This is a genomic window from Candidatus Tisiphia endosymbiont of Mystacides longicornis (assembly GCF_964031095.1).
Lineage (GTDB): Bacteria > Pseudomonadota > Alphaproteobacteria > Rickettsiales > Rickettsiaceae > Tisiphia.
The window spans coordinates 265992-290079 of record NZ_OZ035004.1 but is presented as its reverse complement, the minus strand read 5'-3'; the positions used below and the strand labels follow the sequence as shown (position 1 = coordinate 290079).

Annotated in this window: 21 protein-coding genes and 1 pseudogene; 7 read left to right on the top strand and 15 right to left on the bottom strand. The window is 32.4% G+C overall.

The window, feature by feature from the left end; translation table 11 throughout:
• The first annotated feature begins 146 nt into the window (after positions 1-146).
• Positions 147-767: a bifunctional (p)ppGpp synthetase/guanosine-3',5'-bis(diphosphate) 3'-pyrophosphohydrolase gene (locus tag ACQH6S_RS01580; RefSeq protein WP_425364637.1), complete on the top strand. Its 621-nt coding sequence runs from the start codon at positions 147-149 to the stop codon at positions 765-767.
• A 213-nt stretch (positions 768-980) separates the two neighbouring features.
• Here ACQH6S_RS01580 and ACQH6S_RS01575 read toward each other — a convergent pair whose 3' ends face one another.
• From ACQH6S_RS01575 to dapD, 9 genes are all read right to left on the bottom strand, one after another.
• Complete coding sequence (locus ACQH6S_RS01575) at positions 981-1898, bottom strand: Rpn family recombination-promoting nuclease/putative transposase (protein WP_425360801.1); 918 nt, start codon at positions 1896-1898, stop codon at positions 981-983.
• Positions 1899-1919: 21 nt separating this feature from the next.
• Positions 1920-2474: a hypothetical protein gene (locus tag ACQH6S_RS01570; protein ID WP_425360800.1), complete on the bottom strand. Its 555-nt coding sequence runs from the start codon at positions 2472-2474 to the stop codon at positions 1920-1922.
• 250 nt (positions 2475-2724) lie between these two features.
• A complete protein-coding gene (gene nuoH, locus ACQH6S_RS01565; RefSeq protein ID WP_425360799.1) occupies positions 2725-3741 on the bottom strand; it encodes an NADH-quinone oxidoreductase subunit NuoH in 1017 nt (338 codons plus the stop codon).
• Positions 3738-5801, bottom strand: coding sequence for an NADH-quinone oxidoreductase subunit NuoG (gene nuoG / locus ACQH6S_RS01560; protein WP_425364636.1), 2064 nt, complete (start codon positions 5799-5801; stop codon positions 3738-3740). Before nuoG ends, nuoH begins: the two co-directional genes overlap by 4 nt.
• 338 nt (positions 5802-6139) lie before the next feature.
• Positions 6140-6547 carry a response regulator gene (locus tag ACQH6S_RS01555; RefSeq protein WP_157905655.1) on the bottom strand — a complete coding sequence of 136 codons (408 nt, stop codon included), beginning with the start codon at positions 6545-6547 and terminating at the stop codon, positions 6140-6142.
• 1 nt (position 6548) lies between these two features.
• Positions 6549-7328 carry a HAMP domain-containing sensor histidine kinase gene (locus ACQH6S_RS01550; protein WP_341748582.1) on the bottom strand — a complete coding sequence of 260 codons (780 nt, stop codon included), beginning with the start codon at positions 7326-7328 and terminating at the stop codon, positions 6549-6551.
• 407 nt (positions 7329-7735) lie between these two features.
• Complete coding sequence (recR, locus tag ACQH6S_RS01545; protein WP_094649100.1) at positions 7736-8335, bottom strand: recombination mediator RecR; 600 nt, start codon at positions 8333-8335, stop codon at positions 7736-7738.
• Between the two features lie 374 nt (positions 8336-8709).
• Positions 8710-9873: a DNA polymerase III subunit beta gene (gene dnaN, locus ACQH6S_RS01540; protein WP_094649099.1), complete on the bottom strand. Its 1164-nt coding sequence runs from the start codon at positions 9871-9873 to the stop codon at positions 8710-8712.
• 4 nt (positions 9874-9877) lie between these two features.
• The gene (gene dapD / locus ACQH6S_RS01535; RefSeq protein ID WP_425360796.1) at positions 9878-10705 is read right to left on the bottom strand and encodes a 2,3,4,5-tetrahydropyridine-2,6-dicarboxylate N-succinyltransferase; all 828 of its coding nucleotides are present in this window, start codon (positions 10703-10705) and stop codon (positions 9878-9880) included.
• Positions 10706-10804: 99 nt separating this feature from the next.
• Between dapD and ACQH6S_RS01530 the strand changes: the two are divergent.
• The 5 genes and pseudogenes from ACQH6S_RS01530 to ACQH6S_RS01510 all read left to right on the top strand — a co-directional run.
• Positions 10805-10864, top strand: a pseudogene (locus tag ACQH6S_RS01530) (MJ0042-type zinc finger domain-containing protein); the annotation flags it as partial.
• The gene (locus tag ACQH6S_RS01525) at positions 10865-11455 is read left to right on the top strand and encodes a hypothetical protein (protein ID WP_425364729.1); all 591 of its coding nucleotides are present in this window, start codon (positions 10865-10867) and stop codon (positions 11453-11455) included.
• Between the two features lie 98 nt (positions 11456-11553).
• Positions 11554-12039, top strand: a complete 486-nt coding sequence (locus ACQH6S_RS01520) for an RDD family protein (protein WP_425360795.1) — start codon at positions 11554-11556, stop codon at positions 12037-12039.
• A 506-nt stretch (positions 12040-12545) separates the two neighbouring features.
• Positions 12546-13559, top strand: coding sequence for a COX15/CtaA family protein (locus ACQH6S_RS01515; protein WP_425360794.1), 1014 nt, complete (start codon positions 12546-12548; stop codon positions 13557-13559).
• Between the two features lie 6 nt (positions 13560-13565).
• Entirely contained in the window at positions 13566-14483 is a 918-nt protein-coding gene (locus ACQH6S_RS01510) for an RluA family pseudouridine synthase (protein WP_425360872.1), read from the top strand.
• Here ACQH6S_RS01510 and ACQH6S_RS01505 read toward each other — a convergent pair.
• Together ACQH6S_RS01505 and metG are read right to left on the bottom strand one after the other, a co-directional pair.
• Positions 14442-14588: a palindromic element RPE2 domain-containing protein gene (locus ACQH6S_RS01505; RefSeq protein WP_425360793.1), complete on the bottom strand. Its 147-nt coding sequence runs from the start codon at positions 14586-14588 to the stop codon at positions 14442-14444. The two genes, ACQH6S_RS01510 and ACQH6S_RS01505, sit on opposite strands and share 42 nt — an antisense overlap.
• A 24-nt stretch (positions 14589-14612) precedes the next feature.
• Entirely contained in the window at positions 14613-16142 is a 1530-nt protein-coding gene (gene metG / locus ACQH6S_RS01500; RefSeq protein WP_425360792.1) for a methionine--tRNA ligase, read from the bottom strand.
• Positions 16143-16462: 320 nt separating this feature from the next.
• Between metG and ACQH6S_RS01495 the strand changes: the two genes are divergently transcribed.
• Complete coding sequence (locus ACQH6S_RS01495; protein ID WP_425364635.1) at positions 16463-17953, top strand: carboxypeptidase M32; 1491 nt, start codon at positions 16463-16465, stop codon at positions 17951-17953.
• 207 nt (positions 17954-18160) lie between these two features.
• Here ACQH6S_RS01495 and ACQH6S_RS01490 read toward each other — a convergent pair whose 3' ends face one another.
• The 4 genes from ACQH6S_RS01490 to ACQH6S_RS01475 all read right to left on the bottom strand — a co-directional run bounded on the left by ACQH6S_RS01490 (position 18161) and on the right by ACQH6S_RS01475 (position 23941).
• The gene (locus ACQH6S_RS01490; RefSeq protein WP_425364634.1) at positions 18161-20137 is read right to left on the bottom strand and encodes a UvrD-helicase domain-containing protein; all 1977 of its coding nucleotides are present in this window, start codon (positions 20135-20137) and stop codon (positions 18161-18163) included.
• A 290-nt stretch (positions 20138-20427) separates the two neighbouring features.
• On the bottom strand, positions 20428-20925 hold the full coding sequence (gene rimM / locus ACQH6S_RS01485) for a ribosome maturation factor RimM (protein ID WP_341748574.1): 498 nt from the start codon (positions 20923-20925) through the stop codon (positions 20428-20430).
• An 18-nt stretch (positions 20926-20943) separates the two neighbouring features.
• Positions 20944-22299, bottom strand: a complete 1356-nt coding sequence (locus ACQH6S_RS01480; RefSeq protein ID WP_425364633.1) for an MFS transporter — start codon at positions 22297-22299, stop codon at positions 20944-20946.
• 691 nt (positions 22300-22990) lie between these two features.
• Complete coding sequence (locus tag ACQH6S_RS01475; RefSeq protein WP_425360871.1) at positions 22991-23941, bottom strand: D-alanyl-D-alanine carboxypeptidase family protein; 951 nt, start codon at positions 23939-23941, stop codon at positions 22991-22993.
• Between the last annotated feature and the right edge of the window lie 147 nt (positions 23942-24088).

The window sequence follows — 24088 nt, the reverse complement described above, 5'->3', positions numbered from 1 at the left end:
TTAAAATAATTTTAATATAGGTTTTAATATATTCTTTCAGGTTAAATATTAGCTAAGCTACAACTTAAATTATTAGACTTCCCGCATAAGTCAAAGAAGTCATAAGTATTTTAAACAAGTTCACTGCATTATAGTAGAGTATAATTATGCAAGATACAAATACTAACAACTTACGTAATATCATAGGTGATATTAGTACTAAACTATATAAAAATGATATAGTAGCTGAAATACATTACAGATTAAAAGATCCTTGTTCTGTTTTAAAGAAGATATTAAGAAAAACTATTACTTTAAAAGAATTAACTGATATAATTGCTTTTAGAATTATAGTTGATAAAAAAGAAGATTGTTACAAAGTATTGGCTATTATTTACAATCTCTATTCTGTTAATATCAAGAAGTCTAAAAACTATATTGATAATCCTAAGAATAATGGCTATCGTTCTTTGCATGTTATAGCTGTAGTTGATGTTTATGAACGTAACATAGAAATACAAATACGAACCAGAGAGATGCATAATATTGCAGAATTTGGTACAGCAAACCATGATGAATATAAAAAAACACAGGAAACAGAATTAATAAAAAAGTTATTATCTAATGTAAGACTTAATACAGCTGGTATTAATAGTCAGATCAATAATGCATATAATATTTTCGACCAGTTTAATTGGACTATAGCGGAACTTATTGATTACGAGCAGGCAATTGAAAATGTTTGTCGTAATTTGCATGATGTACAATTGAATAAAGTTATTGAGTAACTTTTGGGCTTTGGACAAAAGCTAAAAAATTAAAAATATATAATTACTTTAGTTATTTTTGACATGTTCATAATATGTCTACGCAAGAATGAATGCCTCCTTTGTAGCTTTATTTTCTTTGTTAACAAACCAACTCGTCCATACATGACATTTTTTTATTTAAGCAAATGGACAAATACTAATCGGGTTAGCTATATTAAACTATGAAAGATATTAAGAGGCATTTTTATTTTCCAATAATTCATTAATTCTGGTAATAGCTAGACCCGTCATTTTCGCTACTTCCTCAATAGAACTGCCATTTTCTATCATCATTTTTATTAATTCAGCTTTACCTTCTACTCTACCTCTGACTTCACCAATTTGGATACCTTCTTCTCTACCTTCTTCTTTGCCTTCCCTCCGTGCTTTCTTGAGAGTGTTAGCTTCAATACGTAGCCATTTCAGGTGTTCTTCATATGAATCACGTTCTTCTTTAGTGAAATTCATCACATCCAGAACTGTCAGGGCTTTTTTTAGGCTAGCATCATTTAACTCTTTAGGTAAATTATCTTTGTTCAGCAAATCATGTCTAGTTAAAAAAGTACTCCATCTATCAAGAGAGGTTTTTACCTTCTTTACTATGTCCGTCAGCTGCTCCTTCGGATTATTAGTAAACTTATTTAGCTCAATAGTATGCAATTCTAAATCTTTGAAATATAACAAACCACTATCTTTTTCTACTATATGAAACACATTATGATATTTATTTTCATGTAAAATAGAGGTAAAGTTTAATATATGAATACCAATGGCTTTCGATAAAGTAGCATAATCTTCTGCATTCTTTAATTGCTCAGTATATAACTTTGCCCAATAATACAGAGCTCTTTTGTCATAATCATCCGCATCAGTAATTTGCATTTCGATATTAAATCTTTTGCCATCTTTTCCTTGAGCTTTAATATCTAAAATTGATAATTTATCGCTCTTGAAATTTTTTGGATTATATGGATTGAGAAGTTGTACTTCTGTTACTTGATCTTCTCTAGATACAATCGAATTGATCAGCGAAATAAGCAAATCCTTATTCTCTTCAACTCCGAAGATTTTTTTAAAGGCAATATCAACCCTAGGACTAATATTTGACATAAATCTAACTCTATATTTATTTTAACTAGTAATCATGACTTTTATACAATCTGCTAAAGGGTATTTTTCTCTTTGCAAACGTATATTATGTTCAAAATATCTGAACATCCCACCGTAACCTTCCATGATGATTTTTCCATCCATAAAATACGAGATTAAACTGTAACATAGGCAGATATGCTCGCTAAAGCCGTTGTCACGGATTACCTCTACATATTCAATTATTTGCTCAACTAACTGAAAATTAACAAAATGTTTATCTGCGGCTAATTTTATTATTTCTTCGCCGTTCTTAGTTTTTGTTAATTTTTCAATAACCTCTTGCATATTTCTATGTTTTTTACTTGTGTACATTTGGAATTGAGCATCTAGAAAATCCACTAGGTTTCCTTCAAGAGTTTGTGGTTTAATTTCCCAGTAATATCCGTCATTATCTTCACTATAATTATAATAATCAAGATTTAGTTCATCGTTTAATCGCCTGGTAATATGCTCAACTGTTATATCTGGATACTTTATGCGTCTCTTATCGACTGCAATATTTTGCACTATGCCAACGGTTAAATATGTTCCCATAAAATTCTCCTATAAAATTCATTTATAAATTAACTAATAAAGGTATTCATTACTTACTCGCCTTACGCATAAACCCCGTGGCAATTAAAAAATTGCAGAATTAAGTACAAGACACCATTACGAGACCACGCAAGTAGGTCGTGGCAATCCACATTCATTGCTTCGTCCACCACCAGTGGCACCTCGCTAATAGTGTCAGGTTGTTTTCCCTATGACTTTTAAATGCCATGCGTAAGGTGAATTATTTTAGCTAGTTTGGTAAATTACCAGTAAACATTAAAACACTTGATACTAACACCACCCAAAATAAAGTAAAAGGTAAAAATACTTTCCAACCTAAACGCATTAACTGGTCGTAACGATATCTAGGTAATGTCGCTCTTATCCATAAGAAACAAAATAATAACAACCCAACTTTTACTATAAACCAAATAAAGCCTGGCATAAAATTCAAGAATTTAATGCCAAAAGGCGGGAAATAACCACCTAAGAAGAATGTTGTGGTCATACCGCTAGCTAAAATCATATTAGCATATTCACCAAGAAAAAATAAGGCAAAACCCATCGAAGAATATTCAACATTATAACCAGCAACCAGTTCAGATTCAGCCTCTGATAAATCAAAAGGCAATCTATTAGTTTCTACAAGTACTGATATGAAGAATATTACTGCCATAGGTAACAACATCAAATCAACCCACCAAGGCAATAATTGTTGCCTTTCTATGATTTCTGAAAGATTAAGAGTTCCCGTCGTTAAAAGTACAGTAACAATCACCAACCCTATAGATACTTCGTATGAAATCATCTGAGCCGACGAACGAATAGCCCCAAGGAAAGCATATTTCGAATTACTTGCCCAACCAGCTATGATTATACCATAAACCCCCAATGATGAGATTGCCATAATATATAAAACACCAACATTGATGTCAGCTAATACCAGTTTTTTATCAAAAGGTATCACTGCCCAACCAATTAAACTAAGCACAAAGGTAACCATAGGAGCCAAGGTGAATAATATTTTATCAGCTTGCTTTGGTATAATTGTTTCTTTAAATAATAGTTTTACTGCATCAGCAATTGGTTGCAACAACCCAAAATATCCAACGACATTTGGACCTTTTCTTAACTGCATTAAACCTATTACTCTTCGCTCAGCATAGGTCAGATATGCTACACACAGCAAAAGAGGAATAGTGATAGATAGGACTTTCAATGCCACAATAATTAACGGCAATAGATATTGTTGAAATAACGATATCATGCAACTTTTTCCCTTTCTTGTTTTGATTCCAAACACTTTGCCATAGTAATAGATGCCCTACTAATTGAATCTGTCATGTAATAATTTATCGGTTTAGTAACTATATCATAGTTAAGTAATTTATCTGTAGAGGTAAATTTTATAAAGTCACCACTCATTATTTCAGAAATATTGTCAAATACTAGAAACTCTGCTGCCAACTTATTTCTTATTTCAACTAAATTATTCATACCAAGATTTAGCCCTAAACCACTGGCTAGGTTATTTATAATAAGCCAATCTTCTTTTGCTTGTCCTACTGGATTAGTTGCCGCCCTAGCATATTGTGGTCTTCCTTCAAAATTTAGGTAAATAGCATCTTTCTCTGTATAGCTACTAGCAGGAAAAATAACATCTGCTGCATTTGCTCCATTATCACCGTGATGCCCTTGATATACAACAAAAGATGATTTGATTTTACTCATATCAATCTCATCACTACCTAGTAAATAGACAAATTTGATATCACCTATTTCTGCCTTTTGTAAAATTTCATAAACCCCATTACCATCCCCCTTAGCACTAGAATTTTTAGGGCTAAAACCTATATCTAAACTACCGACCATTGACGCATGATTATGCAATATATTAAAACCATTCCAATCCTCTCTAACTATCTTATATTTATCCACCATCTGATGAATGAGTGCCAAAATAGCATAACCATCCTCCCGAGAATATACTCCATCACCAATGATTATTATTGGATTTTTTGCGGCTGCCAACTCCTTAGAAAATTGATGGTCTCCTGATATTATTGCTTTAATTATTTCAGGGCTAGCCCCTAATTCATTGATAGAATAAGTTTGATCGCTAATATTACCAATTCGAGCTATTTTTAACTTCCCCTCTCTTTGTAATATACCAATACTAGCATTAAGAACCGGAGCTATTTGCCTAATATTTGCCCCAATTAACAAAGCAAGATCAGCTTTTTTAAGTCCAGAAATCGTTGTGTTAAATAGATAGTTTCCCCTACTAGATCGGTCTATTTTATAATTAAATTGATTACTATCAAAATTATTACATCCTAGCTTCTGTAACAATGTTTTTAATAAAAACATTGATTCGGTACAGGCGAGTGTTCCAGCGATCGCCGCCATTTGATCACCGGCAAGCGATTGTAATTTTTGTGCTACTATGGCAATAGCGTAATTCCAAGAGGCTTCAACTAATTTACCATTTTGTCTGATATACGGAGAATCTAACCTTTGATATTTCAAACCATCATAAGCAAATCGTGCTTTATCGGATATCCACTCATCATTAATGTCATCATTAACCCTAGGTAATATCCTCATTACTTCCTCCCCCCTACTATCGATCCTGATATTACAACCTTGGGCATCAAATACATCTATTGATTCAGTTTTCTTTAATTCCCAACTACGAGCTTTAAAAGAATAAGGCTTTGAATTTAATGCTCCAACTGGACAAACATCGATAATATTGCCTGACAACTCTGAAGCAAGACTACGCTCAAGGTAAGAGGTAACTTCCATATGTTCTCCTCTATAAAGAGCTCCTATTTCCTCAATTCCAGCAATATCAGTGGCAAACCTTATACATCTTGTACATTGTATGCATCTAGTCATTTGGGTTTTAATCAAAGGTCCCATATATTTATCTTTGACTGTCCTTTTATTCTCCAAAAATCTAGAACGTGCTCCACCATATTTAAATGCTTGATCCTGTAGATCACACTCACCTCCTTGGTCACAAATAGGACAATCTAGAGGATGATTGATCAATAGAAACTCCATTACCCCTTCACGAGCCTTTTTAACGCCGATAGTATTAGTATGGATCACCATACCTGGGGCAACAGGCGTAGCACAAGAGGCGATAGGTTTAGGAGATTTTTCCATCTCTACCAGGCACATACGACAATTACCAGCAATTTTCAAACGTTCATGAAAGCAGAAATGGGGGATTTCTATACCAAGCTTGCTGCAGGCACGAAATACGGTTGTACCCTCTTCTACTTCAATTTCAATATCATCTATAGTAAGTTTTATCATTGATGTTCATATTATAGTTTTACATTATGTCAAAATTATATATTCTTCTATAGTCAATTGATAAGAAGTTGGTGACGTCGTCGATCCTAGCCCCAAATTTTCCTGAATTGACTATATAATTCAAATTATTTGAAGTATACCATATTATATACTACTCACTAATCTAAATTTTTCAATTTTGCAAAAATAACTTCTATAGCTAAGTAATTTCCTGGTTACGCCTAAACTCGAAGGTGATATAATCCCTCCTATGATATTCCTATAGTCAATTGATGAGAAGTTGGTGATGGCGTCAATCATCGCTCCTGCTACCTAATTTCCCTGAATTGACTATAACTCTATGGAGCTTTATAGAACTGCCTTATAGTTTTAAGCAATTCTTGATTTTTATATGGTTTGCGGATTATGTATGTTGCTTGCTCTTGTAAAAATTCTTGTATTTCCTGATGATTGCTAGACAAACCACTTTGGAAAATTATAGGAATATGAGCAAGATTTTTATCACTTCTTATCTGTTTATGCACTTCACAACCTGTCATATCAGGAAGAGAAATATCAAGAAATATTAGGTCTATTTTGTTAGTATGTATTTTAAATAAATCAATGCCTTCTTGCCCGGTATAAGCATTGATAATTCTATATTTCTGTTCATGACGTAGCACTAAATTTATCGCGTCATGGCAGATTGGTTCATCATCAACAAAAAGTATAGTAAATACTTTTATAATATTACACTTTGCCAACATTTTATGTCTCTTTTTCATCATATACAGGAATCATGAATTCTACCCTTGTTCCTTTTCTACGGTTATTTTCGGCATAAATATAGCCATTATGAGCTAATATAATTTCCCGGCAAATAGATAAACCAATGCCAGTACCAATAATAGAATTATCATTAGTTCGTGAGCTACGAGTAAATACTTCAAAAACATTTTCAAGCTCTGAGTCTGGGATTCCTATGCCTGTATCGATTAAGCTAAAGGACCAATAAGGCTTATCATCATAATTTTTTAAATTAATTATTGCCACAATTAACCCTTCTTTAGTATATTTGAGTGCATTATTAAATAAATTATTTAATAATTGACTGATCCTAATTTCATCCCCACTAATCATTGCTTTCGTAATCTTATTATTAATAAGAATAATATTGACTTTATCGTTAAATATATTTAATTCTGTAAATTGTTGCACAATATTTTTTATAGAAGATAATAAATCCATAGCAACAAAATTAAAATTCATCCTCCCAGTACTAAATTTAGATAGGTCTAGTAGATCATTAATTAATTTTATAATATGCTGATTATTCTTAGCTATTATACCAACATATTTTATATGCTCTTGCTCATCCATTTTATCCCAATTTTCATATAAAAATTGAGATATACTACTTCCGCCATGTATTGAACTCCTTATTTCATGAGTAACATGATTTAAAATATTATCTTGTTCTGATAATTTCTGTTCTAATGCTAATATTTTAGTCTTTGAATTACTTCTTAAATTGAACCATGAAAACATCGCATACCTGCAAATATAAAAAAATACAGGAATCAAAAATATAACTAAAATAGCCCAAAGAAGTTGGAGCATATGATTATTTTACCTAAAAAAATGATATATTGCTTTGTTTTTAAGAATCACTTTCTCATTTTATCATGAATTTACATGCTCACTAATCTTATTAGTGTTTAATATGTACTCACCATTCAAAATGGAATTCAATTCTTAAGATCAAAGTAGTATAGTGAGGGAAATATAAAATAACTAAGAAAAGGTTAAACTATTTAAATAATCATTTAACAATATATGTAAACAATTTATTATAGTAACCTTGAATAATTCATTAATAGAAGTTATCAAATTATATAACCAACACTTTATGTATAATACCTAATATTTTGATAAAATAAATAACTTTTAATAAATTATTCAAAAGGCTGTCTTAATGTTATTGCAGCAGATAGAGTTCCTTCATCCAAATAGTCCAGTTCTCCGCCTATTGGAATGCCACTAGCTAGTCTTGATATTTTGATGGTGGAATTTTTGAAATATTCAGTAATGAAATAAGCGGTAGTTTGACCTTCTAAAGTAGAATTAGTTGCAATAATTATTTCATTAATGTTCTTATCCTGGCATCTAGCTAATAATTCCGGTAGTCTTAGTGCTTTGGGGTTGTGACCATTAGAAGTTGATAAATTATGCCCTAGTACATGATAATGTCCTTTAAAAATACCACTACGCTCTATTGCCCATAATTCTGTCACTGTCTCAACAATTGCTATGATAGATTCGTTGCGATCATCAGATGAACATACTCTGCAAATATGATGAGAATCTATGTTACCACAAATATTACATTTGACAACATTACTATCTACACAACAAAGAACTGAAATTAGACTTTTTAGCCTAACATCTTTTTCTTGTAAAAGATGTAAGACTATACGCCTTGCTGATCTTTGACCAAGACCAGGTAGTTTAGAGAGAAGATAAACCAACTGATCTATTTCATTTAATTTATTCATAAACATACCTTCACTACTTTAAAAGTTGTTAAAACAACTTATTAACTTACCTTACACATAAACCCCATGACAATTTAAAAATTCCGGAAAAGTACAAAACGTCATTGCCAGACCATGTAATGGGCGAAGCAATCCATTTTTGCTCACTTTCTGGATTGCTTAAACCATTGCATGGTCTTGCCAATGACATTTATGCATTTCAAGCGTCATTGCGAGCCACCGTAGGTGGCGTGGCAATCCATTTCTAATCACTTTTGTGGATTGCTTCGTCGGCTACGCCTTCTAGCAATGACGGTTTCTCAATTATTGTTTTCTTAAACTTCTCCTCAATTGACTATATTAGCAAGGAGCTATAAGTGATGTTCTTGTGGTGATCAAACTTTAACTGGCATAATCACGAAAACGTCTTTAGGATTCTGAAGCGTTTTTAATAACATTGGCGATGATGCATCCAAAAAATATAGGTCAACTTGGTTTGCTTTAGTAGCATTTAATATAGAATTGAGGGCTTCAGTAAGATATTTAGGATTAAAACCTATAGACAAAGATTCTTCATGATCAAAAACACATAAATTATTTTCATCTAGTGAATGTGGTATAGTCTCTTTGGCTGCTCCCCTTGCTTCCCCAGAAGCCGTAATTTCAAGTAAATCTTTTGATAAAGTTAATTTTATTGCTTGAAATTTATCTATAGTTATTGTTGCTACTCTATCTATAACATCAGCTAGCAATTTGGTATTAATAGTAAGCTTATAGTTGTTTTCTACTGGAATAAAACCTTGGTAATCTGGAAAGGTTCCATCAATTAGTTTTGATACCATCATAATATCATTGCAAACAAATTTAACCCTATTCACACTTAGAAAAATTTCTACCTCTAATTGAATATTTTTAGGATCTTTTAATATTTTGACAATTTCTTCGAGAGTTTTTTTAGATAAAATAACGCCAAATTCGCTAACTTCATAGGTCATTTCCACTACTGACACTGATAATCTATGACCATCAGTACTAGCCATATAACATTCTTCATCTTTTACGTAAAAATAAACACCATTAAGATTATAGCGAGTTTCATCAAGAGATACTGAAAACAAAGTACCCTCAATCATCTTAACAAAGTCACGACAAGGTATTTTAAAAGTAGCTTCAACATTAATATCATCTAATGTGGGGAATTGGTCAGCAGGTAAAGTTAGAAGATTAAAAGCACAATTCTTTCCTACAATTTCAAGCTGCTCTGTTTCATTTGACACATTGAGTACTATATCTTTATCAGGTATCTTTTTTACTATATCATTTAATGTTTTAGTAGATACTGTTATTGCCCCCTCACTTATTACTTGAGCAGCTATTTTCTGGCTTAAATATATTTCCATATTAGTAGCCATTAACTCTAGTTTACCATCCTTCGATGATAATTTAATATGACTAAGTTCGGTAACTACATTACGTTTCTCTACTACAGAATTAGCAAAAGTCAGAGCATGAGTTAGGGTTTTGGTCTCAACTATAATCTTTAATTCGTTGTTTCCCATATCTTTAATTGCCTCTTAACAAATCATTTATAGATACTTTACTCCTAGTTCCGGCATCTACCTGCTTAACGATTACGGCACAATATAAACTTGGTTTCCCTGAATCAGCAGGCAAGCTACCAGGTACTACAACTGAATAGGCTGGAACTTTACCATAAATTATTTTGCCACTTTCTCTATCTACTATCTTCGTAGAAGCACCAATAAATACTCCCATACTAATTACGCTTCCCTCTTCTACTAAAACTCCTTCTGCTATTTCTGATCTTGCACCTATAAAACAATTATCTTCGATTATTACCGGATTATTTTGGATTGGTTCTAACACACCACCAATACCTGTTCCACCGGAAATATGACAATTCTTGCCTATTTGGACACATGAGCCTATAGTAGCCCAGGTATCAACCATTGTTCCCTCTCCTATATATGCCCCTATATTAATAAAAGAAGGCATAACAACAACGTTTTTTGCTAAATAGACCCCTGTTCTAATAATTGCTCCGGGAACAATACGACAGCCATCTGTTTGAAATAATTCTGTACTATAATCTGTAGAAAATTTGGGGGCAATTTTATCATACCACCTCATGCAATCTCCAGAGTAAATTTGTGGATCAGTTACCATCATATGTAATAAAATAGCTTTTTTTACCCAATGATTAACTTGCCAATCAGCCCCTTCTTTCTTACAAACCCTGATTACCCCTTGATTCAAACCATTAATAATATCCTGCAATATTTGTTTGGCATAATTAGTTTTTTCTGAATTTTGGGTTAATTTGTCGCGTATTTGCCAAAATTCTTCTATAGTATTAATATGTTTTTGCATAACATCCTTGCTAAATTATAAAAAAAATCATAATTTACTTTATCTTTAAGTCAACCTAATATACTAAAATAATTTGAGTATCTAAATTAGAGTACGTAAATGAGTATTTCTTGCCCAAGTTGTAACACTAACTTTATAGTTTCGAAAGAACAAATAGGTATGACCGGTAGGAAGGTCAAATGTTCACAATGTAACCATATCTGGTATCAGCAAGCAGAGCTTGATGAACAACAACCACCAATTATATCAAATCATCATACAGCAAAAAATGCTAGCACTAATGAAAATAATAAAATATTTTTGACCAAAGGTGCCAATTTACCAGTTTTATTACCACCAAAAACTCCCCAACATTCAAATATTTTACCTATATTATTGTTTAGCGTAATTATTCTTTTATTATTATTGTTATTTCAAGAAAAACTTAACATACCAGCTCTGTATAAAGAAAATGATAATATCCTAACTATAGGAAACATCCATGTTGAACAAAATAAAGAAATAGGACAAATTAAAGTTTCCTACCAGATAACCAATAACTCCGACCGTGATGTGACCATACCATTAATTAGAGTTAGACTGTTAGATAAAAAATATGTAACGGTAAAATCTTATATAATGCATCACAAAAATATCAAACTCCTACCTAAACAACATATTGATATTGCTACGAATCTTGATGTAGTGCCTCGTTCCAGTGAGTTATTAAATATTATGCTTGGTAATGGTTTGGATCTTATATTACATTAGACTTCTTTCGAAAGAGAATTTATAATATAGTCAATTCAGGAGAATTTGGGGCTAGGAGTCTATCGGAAATAATTATACAATATAAGCTAGAAAAAAAAATGAATAAACAAATTATATACCCCAAACTAGTTCCTAGGCTTTTTGCTTCTTGTCTAGATTCATTTTTGTTGTCAATTTTTACAACGCCAATCACTGCCTTTATTTTATCTAGACTATCTTTATTATTTTTTAAAGCTAATATGGCTGATATACTAATAATGGGTAGCAGAAAACCGGAATTACTCCAAAACATAACTGCTAGTGGTATTTTTACATTATTTATTTTAATGCTTATCATTAACTTTGCTCTAGTATCAACATATTTTATTGGTTTTTGGATTTATTGCGGAGCCACACCTGGAAAACTTATTATGCATATGAAAATAGTAGATGCAATAACTCTTGAAAAACCTAGTAAATGCCAATTAATTAAAAGATTTTGTGGATATGTATTAGTGCTAGTTGGTATTTGGTTTATACTATTTTCTAAACAACGCCAAGCTTTACATGACAAAATTGCTGGAACTGTAGTTATTAAGAGTTAAAAAACACTATAACTAATTACTCACCTTACGCATGGAATTTAAAAGCCATATGGAAAATAGTCTGGCGTCATTGCGAGCTGATGTATCCCCACGAAATTCTTGCTATTTTACGCGAGTTGCCAATTAAGTTAGCTCATAAAACCTAGATGTCAAGCAGTTTACGAACTATTTGACACGTGAAAAGTATAATCAAAACGCTATGTATTTTAAAAAATTTCTAATTTTGAGAATTTATTGCATTTTTTGACCTGATTAAATGTTCTTCAAACCTTGTGAAGTCTAGGGTTTACTAAAATCAATTAATTGGCAACTCGTGTTATTTTGCAACAATTTCGTGGGGATACATCAGCTCGCAATGACGCCAAGCTATTTTCTATATGACTTTTAAATACCATACGTAAGGTGACTATATTAAAAAAATACAAAATATTACAAAAATAATGAAAACAGCTATTAGTGGATTAAAAAAATCTGTTATATTATAGATATCAAAGATATTGGGTTTAATGTCACAACTATTAATAAAGCCTTGGTTGGCTGCATGCTGCTGTATGGTGGTTTTTATGATTTTTTGGGGTGGTCTTACTAGGCTTACTGATGCTGGTTTATCAATTGTTGAATGGAAGCCAGTATCAGGTATTGTCCCACCACTCAATAATGCTGAGTGGCAGGATGAGTTTAGTAAATATCAGCAATCAGTCGAATATAAGCAAAAAAATATTAATATGACTCTCTCAGAGTTTAAATTTATTTTTTGGATTGAATTTATTCATCGTTTTGCTGGGAGAGTTGTTGGTTTATTATATCTGATACCGTTGGTATATTTTTTGGTGACTAGGCAAATTGCTAGCAGATCACTACCAGTATATTTGGGGATATTGTTATTATTTGCGGTTCAAGGATTTATGGGTTGGTATATGGTAAAAAGTGGGCTAATTTTGCAGCCATATGTTAGTCATTTCCGCTTAGCTGGGCATTTGATTATAGCGATTATCATCTATAATTTATTGTTCTATCAGCTGATGAATAATAGTTTTGATATTTTACTAAATGAACAAACGATAAGTTTGAGTTCAGCAAAATTATGTTGTTTAGTAACTATTAGTATAGTTTATATACAGATTTTTTTAGGGGGGTTGGTTGCAGGTCTTGATGCTGGGCAGGTATATAATAGCTTTCCATTAATGGGTAATAATTTTATACCTGAAGAACTAACGTTTAAACTACTTACTATAGATAGTTTAAGCGACCCTGTGGTTGTTCAGTTTTTTCATAGAATGGGAGCATATATAGTTTGTATTAGTGCTGGATTTTTAGTAGTGAGCTTAATAAAAACTAAACACCCTAAATTAAATAAAGCAGCTTATTACATTGTTGGTATATTGCTATTACAAATGTTAGCTGGCATAACTACTATTTTATATTCAGTACCTGTATTAATAGCTTTATTCCATCAGATTTGTGCAATTATACTGTTATCTTGTATATTGTGGAGTTATTTTTTATTAAAGAGTGCATAAGTGGCAATATTAAATGTTGATCTAGAACTGCCTTGTAGGTTGGATCGTTACTTAAAAAAATTATATCCTAGTCTTACTCAAGGAGTGATTGAACGCGCCTTAAGGTTTAAGCAGATAATGGTTAATTCTTGTAAGGTAGCAGCCAATCTGCGAATAAATGTTGGTGATCAAATTTTTATAGAGGATAGTTTAAATTTACAAACTCTGAAAACTTCTGATAGGGTTTTTACCAGTTCAGCGATTAAACTAGCTGGTAAATTGTTGAAGGATTATCTAATTTACCAAGATGAGTGGCTTATAGCAATCAATAAGCCGTCAGGTCTTGCCACCCAAGGTGGTAGCAAGATAACTCTATCTATAGATGATGCATTGCAATATTTAAATGGTCGGGGGGCAGATTTTAAGTTAGTTCATAGGTTAGACAAAGATACTTCAGGAATATTGCTAATTGCTAAAAATTATGCAAGTAGTATAAAATTAGTTAAAGCCTTTCAGGAGAAGGATATTCAAAAAACCTATATAGCGGTAGTTTTAGGTAAGCTTCCACAATCCGAGGGAGAAATTAGTGGTATGATAGGTAAGAATAGGGGGGGGGCGTATGAAACTGTGCAAAATGATGAGGAAAATGGTAAATTATCGATAACCCGCTATAAATTCCTTAAGAAGTTAAATAATGATTTGACACTGGTTGAGTTTACTCCTCTTACTGGTAGAATGCATCAACTTCGATTTCATGCGAAAATGTTAGCTTGTCCTATAATAGGGGACAGAAAATACGGCACCTTAGAAGCAATAGCTTTATCCAGGGAAATGTTATTACATGCCAAAAAAGTAATCTTACCTGAGAAAGTACTTGGTAAAGAAATAATAATTGATACGTCTTTACCAAGTTACTTTAGTATTGGTTGTACTATAGTCAATTAATGAGAAGTTGGAGACGTCGTCACTCGTCTCTCGCCTATTACTTATAGGCGTCGCTCCATCGCTCCTAGCCCCAAATTCTCCTGAATTGACTATAATATCCCGCACCGAAGCATGATTCTCCTTGATTGACTATATCTGAAATCTTGGAAATATAGCTTCTGGCTGACTAATGATGCTGCCTGGAGTTAAACTAAACTCCTTGGTTAAATGTTTAAACATTCTCTGGTCCTCTGGCACAGCAAGCTGATCAAGCATTTTACTAGCTGAATCAGGGATAAATGGTTGTAACATTACAGCAATATATCTTAGTGTTTCAAGTAGCGTATATAGCACTTCCGCCATCTTTATAGGATCAGTTTTTTTTAACTGCCAAGGGGCTTCTCGATCTATGTAAATATTTGCTTCTTCAGTTAAAGTAATAATATTTTCTAACACCGAGTTCATATCAAATCTATCCATAAATATTAAATTTTCTGATATAATTTGTTGTGACGTTTTAATTAAAAATGATTCATAAATGCTATTGATAGATTCTTGGCTAATTAACGGAATTTTTGCATCATTATTCTTATAAACAAAGGCTAGAGTTCTTTGCAACAAATTACCAATTTTATTAGATAACTCACTATTGGTTCTATTAACAAAACCACTTCGAGAATAACTTCCATCTGAGCCAAATATTATCTCTCTCATCAAATAATATCTAACTGGGTCTAAACCAAATTCTTTTATTAACTGCAGTGGGTCAATTACATTTCCTATAGATTTCGATATTTTTTGTCCCTCATTAAGCCACCATCCATGTGCCATAATACATTTTGGCAACGGCAACCTTGCTGCCATCAAAAATGCTGGCCAGTATATTGCATGAAAGCGTAATATATCTTTACCAACCACATGCACATCAGCTGGCCAAAATTTATTATATTGGCTTGTATCATTTGGGTATCCTAAAGCTGAAATATAGTTTGTTAACGCATCAAGCCATACATATATTATATGCTGTTTATCATTTGGCACTTTAATCCCCCAGTTAAAGCTAGAACGCGATATAGAAAAATCATGCAGCCCTGATTTCACAAAGCTAATAACCTCGTTACGCCTGGTATTTGGTCTGATGAAATCAGGATTGGCATCGTAAAAATCCAATAATTTATCTTGCCATTTTGATAAAGAAAAAAAGTAACTTGGTTCTTCAAGCCATTCAACAGGAGCTTGAGTTGGAGCTAATCCGTCGGCTGTTAATTCTGATTCATTATAAAATGTTTCGTCACGTACAGAATACCAACCTTTATAGCTACCTAGGTAAATATCACCATTATCAAGTAATGTCTGCCACAAACTACTTACCGCTTGCTTATGCCTAGCTTCTGTGGTTCTAATAAAATCATTATTAGAAATGTTCATTGAATGCATTAATGTCCGAAAAGTTTCAGACAGCGTATCAGTAAATATTTGCGGCTCAACATTTTTGGCAATAGCCGATTTTTCTACCTTCTGACCATGTTCATCAGTACCTGTTAAAAACATTACATCTTTACCTGATAAACGCATAAATCTTGCTATTACATCAGATGCAACACTTGTATAAGCATGCCCTATGTGAGGTATATCATTGACATAATAAATCGGTGTAGTAATGTAATATGTATTTTTCATAATGGTCAATTTATAATAACATAAATTTGTTATAATTAATTATCCAAAAATTGGATAATTGCAATTAACCCGATTAACATTACTTTCAATTCACAACGTCATTGCGAGGAGCTACTTTAGTAGCGACGAAGCAATCCATTTTGGTTACTTTTGTGGATTGCTTCGTCTATCTAAGGTCTTTCTCGCAATGATGTTGTGAATTGAAAGTAATGTTAGTCGAGTTAGTTATATATATAAAAAAATCAAGTTTTTGTATTTATTATAGTGATTTTTGCTAAACTAGTATACTATAAAAATAGTTACAATTAGGGAATAATTATATGAAGCATTATACATTGTTAGAACAAGAATTAGAGCAAATCTTTCAAATTAATAACGTGATTAGTATACTCTATTGGGATATCGCAGTAAACATTTCGCAAGGATCGATTGATAGTAGAACAAACGAAATATCACTATTATCTTCCATAGCACATTCTAGATTAAAATCACCAAAACTCGGTGAATTAATACAGGCTGTTTCTGAAAACCAAGATATGCTAGATATTTGGCAATTAGCAAATTTACGAGAAACAAAAAGACGGATCGTAGAATCTAACTGTATAGATGATGATTTAAGAAAAAAATATGTTACTGCTAGTGCAAAATGTGAGTTAATCTGGCGAAATGCTAAAAAGAATAATGACTATCTATCACTTAAACCTTATCTACAAACAGTATTAGATTGTATACGGGAAATGGCTAAATCTAAAGCCAAAACCCTAAATTGTACTGAATATGATGCTTTACTTGACACATATGACCCTGAGCGTAAACTAGATGAAATTAAAGTAGTTTTTAATAATATTAAAAAAACCATACCGCAATTAATTAGTCAGGTAGTAGAAAAACAAAGCAAAGAACATGTCCTACCTATAGTTGACACTATTAATAAAGAACAACAAAAACTAATTGCCAAAAGGCTTATGGCAATAATGGGGTTTGATTGCACTAAAGGTAGATTAGATGAATCGGCTCATCCATTTTGTCAAGGCACTCCTGATGATATTAGATTAACTAATAGGTATGATGAACGTAATTTTATTTCAGGGATCATGGGAATTATACATGAAACAGGTCATGCTTTATATGAACAAAATCTGCCTAGCAAATATAAGAACCAACCTGTAGGAAAGGCTAAAGGTATGGCTGTCCACGAAAGTCAGTCTTTATTTATGGAAATGCAAGTAGGTAGATCACGAGAATTCTGTGAATTTTTATCAATGCTACTTAAGGACGAATTCGGATTTAAAGGACAAGAATATTCTGGGGAGAATCTTTATAAATTAATGACTAGAGTATCCCCTAGTTTTATTAGAGTAGAAGCAGATGAAGTTACTTACCCAATACATGTAATAGTTAGGCTTGAATTAGAAGAATTATTAATTAGCGGAGAGCTAACTTTGGATGATTTGCCACATTATTGGAATAATAAGATGCAAGAATATTTAGGAATTACTCCACAAACAGATACAGATGGATGCTTACAAGATATACATTGGCCAATGGGCAGCTTTGGTTATTTCCCATCTTATACTAACGGAGCAATTATTGCTTCAATGCTGATGAAAAAAGCACAAGAAGTGAATCATAACATAAAAAAAGAAATCACCAGAGGAGAATTTAAAGGTATAAATCAATTCTTGAATAATAATCTTAGAAACTATGGCTCATTAAAAAGTACTAGTGAATTAATTAAAGACGCTACGGGTGAAGATCGAATTCAATCGGAAATATTTTTAAACTATCTTAAACAAAAATATTTATATTAGTGTCATCCCTGTTCGACTTAGTGTCACCCCTGCGTAAGCAGAGGTCTAGATTCCCGCCTACGCGGGAGTGACAAATTTTGCTTTTAAAGATAGATGTTGTGACTTGGATATATTCCGAACAACCTACTATTTATAATCCCTACAAAAAACTTGATTATCGAGTAATAAACGCACATTTACTATGGCTCAAATATTAATCAAGTTAGGTTAAAAAGAAAATTTGTGCTTTGCCCCTAAATAATTAAGCTGTTTGGTTGAAGAAGTTCTAACACAAACATTATCCGGTATTTCCCTAAGAAATCTAGAAGGAGAAGACCTTATTACTTCATGAAACATAAAACGACTTTCGGCATAAGTAATATACAGCTCTTTCTTTGCTCTAGTAATACCAACATAAGCAATTCTCCGCTCTTCTTCTAAACCTTTCTCTCCATCTTCATTTAGTGATCTTTGATGTGGAAAAACCCCCTCTTCCCAACCGGGCAAAAAAACTAAATCAAATTCAAGACCTTTGGCAGCATGTAGAGTCATAATACTAATAGACCCACCAAAATTTGATTCTAACGTTTCATTTTCCATTACCAAACTCGAATGTTCGATAAATTCTTGAATATTACCAAATTCTGCAATTGCTCTCAGCATTTCATTAATATTCTCAATCCTGCCAATTGCCTCGTCAGTCTTTTCTTCTTGTAACATTGGTAGATAACCTGATTCTTTTAATAAATCTTTTGTCACATTAAGTGCTGGCTCGTTTTGATATTGCAAATTCCAATTATCTATGTTAGTAATTAACTGATTTAAACTATCTTTGACCTTATTTTTAACAACTCCTTCTTGTAACATTTGACGAATAGCAATAAGAATAGGTATGTTATGTTCAGCTGCATAATCTTTTATTTGTTTTAATGTAGTATTGCCAATGGCTCTTCTTGGAACATTTATTATACGCTCAAGAGCAAGACTATCACTATGATTTAAAGTGATACGTATGTAGGAGAGTAGGTCGCGTATTTCCATTCGTTCATAAAACTTAAGACCACCGATTATTTTATACGGTAATGCATTACTAATCAGAACTTCTTCAAATGCTCTAGTTTGAAAACCAGCTCTAACTAATATCGCAACTAAACTGGCATTATACTTACCTTCTGTAACTAATTTGTCAATTTCAGATACAACAAATCTTGCTTCTTCTTTATCGTTCCAACAAGATATAATTTTGACTTTTTGTCCATCATTTTTATCAGTCCACAAGGTTTTACCATGACGATTCTTGTTATTGTCAATTACACTGGATGCCGCTGATAAAATTTCTGAACTAGACCTATAATTTTGTTCTAATTTTATTACTGTAGCATCTGGAAAATCCTTTTCAAAACGTAATATATTACCAATTTCCGCACCGCGCCAACCATATATAGATTGATCATCATCGCCAACGCAACAAATATTCTTTGTGCTACTCGCAAGCATCCTAGCCCAAAGATATTGGACAGCGTTGGTATCTTGATATTCATCAATTAAAATATATTGATATCGTTCCTGATAATGCTTTAATATTGCAGGATTTTTTATAAATAACTCATTATTGTATAGTAGCAAATCTCCAAAATCCACCACGTTAGATGCTAATAAATTTTGCTGATACTCGTCATAGATAGATTTAGCCACTTTATGAATCGGTAACTTAATGTCAGATTCCGAAAGTTTACACGGCAATAATCCTTGATCCTTCCAACGTGAGATAATAATATGCAATACTTTAGGAACATATTTTTTGGGGTCTATATTTTCTTGCTTAACTATGTCTTTAACCAATTTAAGCTGATCATCATGACTAATAATAGTAAATCTACTGTTTAAGTTAAGATTCAAATGATCTGCTTGTTGGCGTAAAATCTTGGCTGCTATAGAATGAAAGGTACCTATGTTCAACCCATAACAATCAATCATTTTACTGATTCGCTCTTGCATTTCTCTAGCCGCTTTATTGGTAAAAGTAACTGCTAAAATATTGCTAGGTGACGCTAAACCCTGATTAATTATGTTGGCTATTCTTGTTGTTAATACTTTAGTTTTACCAGTCCCTGCTCCAGCAAGCACAAGCAGAGAACCACGCACGTGTAGAACCGCTGCTAATTGCTGATGATTTAATGAATCTAGAAAGCTTTGTTGGGTCATTATCTAATGCCAATACCAATGGAAATGTTAATATCAGTGGGTAATGGATAGGTTTAATCCACAAAAAATATTCTAACACATCAATCGCATAACATCAAATATTAATCCTTTATAGCTAAGCCGAATAGGTTGTTTTGATATTAGACCTCTTGCCTACCCTAAAGATAATTGAGGAATTTTTAGGAAAAACGAAGTCGAGTACCGCAGCGTACTAAGATGTACGTGAGGAACGGAGACGAGTTTTGACAACAAAATTACCAATTAGATTAGGTTATGCAAGAGGTCTATTGTTATTGTACGTTCAAATTAAGAATAGCATGTTCTTTAGTAATTACTGGAAAAAATTGTTTGTTAAAAGGAAATAACTCTACTGTTTTATTGCTGGCAAACTCAATTTCAATAATATCACCGGCATTAAAATTAAAAATATTTATAATTTTTCCTATAACGACTAAATTGGCATCTAGTACTAATAAACCTTTTAAGTCTTCAATGTAAAATTCCTCTTCACCTAAGGAAGGAAAATCTGACCTATGACAAAAAATCTTACATCCCTTTAATTGTTCAGCAGAGGTTCTATTATTCACTTGGTTAAATCTACATATTATATCACCTTTAGAATTTTGACTAAGTAGTTTTAGAATAATTTTTTCTCCTAATTCATCAACTAAATTCATTTTAATGATATTAGTATTTGGCATAGTAAAAGATTTTACTATAACATTGCCCTTTATTCCTTGTGCTGATAGTACTACACCAACAAAAATTAAACCTTCTTTAGACATCATTTAACCATATAATACTACCTAATTCATTAAGAGAAACCATTTTTTCTTTTTAGGATAATTTCCAGTTGTTTTCTCTAATTTTTCAAAATGCAATATGCCAAAACTATATCCAATCATGATTGGAATTGTAATAATCAGCAATCCATAATTACCTAAATATTCTGTTAAATAAATAAGCCCAAAAGATGTGATAACATACATTACCGTACGTGACATAGCATGTATAAAAGCACAATAAGTAAAACGTTTAAAGATAGGGAAATATTTGTAAAAAATTGGTGTGGCTGGAACAACATGAATTGCAAAAAATATCATAAATGACTGAAGTAAAAGAATATCAAATGGCGTTCTAACATTATTTAATAAGTATGGATAAATCAAAATAAAACCCCAGAAAATTACTAATCTGATTTTTAAAATCACTATAGGATATATATAATAACTTAAGTATACCGATACCAGAGCTCCTAATATTTCTACCACTGAAACGCAAAAATTGTGATACATGACTTGTTCAACCTTATAGCCAAAATTATTTCTAAGAATTTCTCCACAATGAATAAATGTTAAATAAAAACATACCGGCCACATACAACTCATTAAAAACAAAGATAAGGCTGTGATTTTATCAACTTTCTTTGTCCAAATAGGGTCATTTTTTAGTATATCTTGTTCTTCATTAATATCTGCAAAAATTCTTTTCATTCGACGTTTTGCATCAATAAACTCTGGTGTTTCTCTTAAAGTCGTCCTAGCTACTGAACCAATTAACGCAACTGATGCACCAAACCAAAAAGCATAACGCCAATTGAAATTGTAAGAGATGGCCATAGATGCAATGCCTAAAGCAAATGTTCCCCCTAATGCAGATAAAAAAGCCAATAGTGATACAGCTGGATATTGTTGTGGTGGTTTTATAGTTTCGCTCAAATATAGTATTGCCCCTATTATTTCTCCCATGGAACTCATACCTTGCACAATACGACATATTGATACAATCACAGCAGCAGTGATACCTATCTCAGCATAAGTTGGTAAATTAGCAATGATAAGACAAGAAATTGCCATCATGAAAGTGGTGATAATAACGGTTGATTTACGACCTACATTATCACCAATCCATCCAAAAATTAATGCCCCTATAGGTCTCAATAAATATGTAGCACAAAAAGTAAAGGATAAAAGTAATTGTGCTGCATGCGGATCATATTTTGGGAAAAAAAGTTCATTAAGAACTACCATCATATGTATATAGAGCATCAGATCAAAATATTCTAAGAATGTACCGATTGAGAGTAACAAAACGGCCTTTTTTTGTTTGTTAGTTAGATTGCTTTGAATATGTCCCCCTATTGCTATGTTCTTCCTATTCATCAACGTTAAGTAATTAGTTAAGTGCTTTTAAATTACCTTAATCCTAAACTTTAGGTTATAAGAGTTATTTACTTAACATAAATTCAATATAACAAGTTATTGCAAATTCGGTTATATCTATAAATATAGCAGATTTTTATGCTCCACTAATAGCTGTTTTCATTATTTTTTGGTATTGCTTATTTTTTTCATTCCATAACTCAGTATTACTATCTCACCTTACACATAAACCCCACATAAACGTTAGTTTAAGAAAATAATAATTTAGAAACCGTCATTGCGAGGAACCCGTAAGGTCGACGAAGCAATCCAGAAAAATGATTAGAAATGGATTAGCACGCCGCCTACGGTGGCTCGCTACAACTGTTGAAAGTTAGAAGGTAAAGCAGGTTTTAGATAGGTTTTCTGTCATTGCGAGACCACGCAAGTAGGTCGTGGCAATCCACTTTTGATTACTTTTGTGGATTGCTTCGTTGACCTACGGTCTTTCTCGCTAATAGACGTTGACCACATACGACTTTTAAACTATCCGGTCTAAAACCGCTTCCTCTTCTAACTTTCAACAGTTATGGGTGGCTCGCAATGACGCTAAGCTATTTTCTATATGACTTTTTTAAATGCCATGCGTAAACTATTAACCATATCTTTAAAAGGCTTATTCTTATACCAAATTGAGGTTACTTACCCCTCCCTAACTTCGAGTCAACTTTTTTTTGTTTTTTGCTTTAATATTTGTCACAATTTTAGTTGATTTTGTTCTTTTAATATATTTTTTTGATGGAACTTTTATCAATTTATTAGCCATTGTCTTATTATTGCTCGATTTATCAAAATGCGTATCTAATAGTTTTACCATTTGCAAATTTCTGGACTCAGCAGATCTGCCGCCAGTGACAATAGCAACCAATGATTTGTTTTTTCTAGTTGCAGCAGTAATCAAGTTATAACCAGCTGGAGTGGTATAGCCGGTTTTTAACCCTTCAACTCCTTCATAAGTTTCATTCACTTTATTATGCCCTCGTATAGTTTTACCTCTAAAAACAAAGTTATTTTTAGAAAAATAACTATAATATTTGGGAAAATCTCGCTTAATAGCTATAGATAGTTTAGCAAGATCCCGAGCAGTAGCTTTTTGACAAGGATGATGCCATCCAGAAGCATTTTTAAAATAAGTATCTCTCATACCAAGCTGATGGGCACGAACAGTCATCAACCGAGCAAATTTTTCCTCACTACCTTTAATATTTTCAGCCACAACCATAGCCGCGTCATTTGCCGATTTAACAATTAGACCTAAAATAGCCTCTTTTACAGTAATAGAGTCTTTCTCTTTAAGTCCTAGTTTACTTGGTAACGTTTTTTCTGCATTTTTTGAAACATATAATTTTTGATTTATTGATAACCTACCAGATTCTACTGCTTCAAACAATAAATACAAGGTCATTAGTTTTGTTAATGAAGCCGGATATATTTTAGTAGTAGAATTTTTATCATGCAAGATTCTACCGCTATTGTAATCTACAACAAGACTTGTTGGAGTTGGGGCAGATACAGGTTTTTTTGCAGCATAAGCAGAATATGAGCTTATATTGAATGTTATTATACAGGAAAAAAATAGCAATAGTTGTAATCGCATTAGCATAATTATATGGTTTAAAAATCTTCTTGTTAAGATATAGTCAATTGATGAGAAGTTGGTGACGTCGTCGCTCAATGCTCGCCTATTACTTATAGGCGTCGCTCCATCGCTCCTGCTATCTACTTCTCCTGAATTGACTATAGAATAATA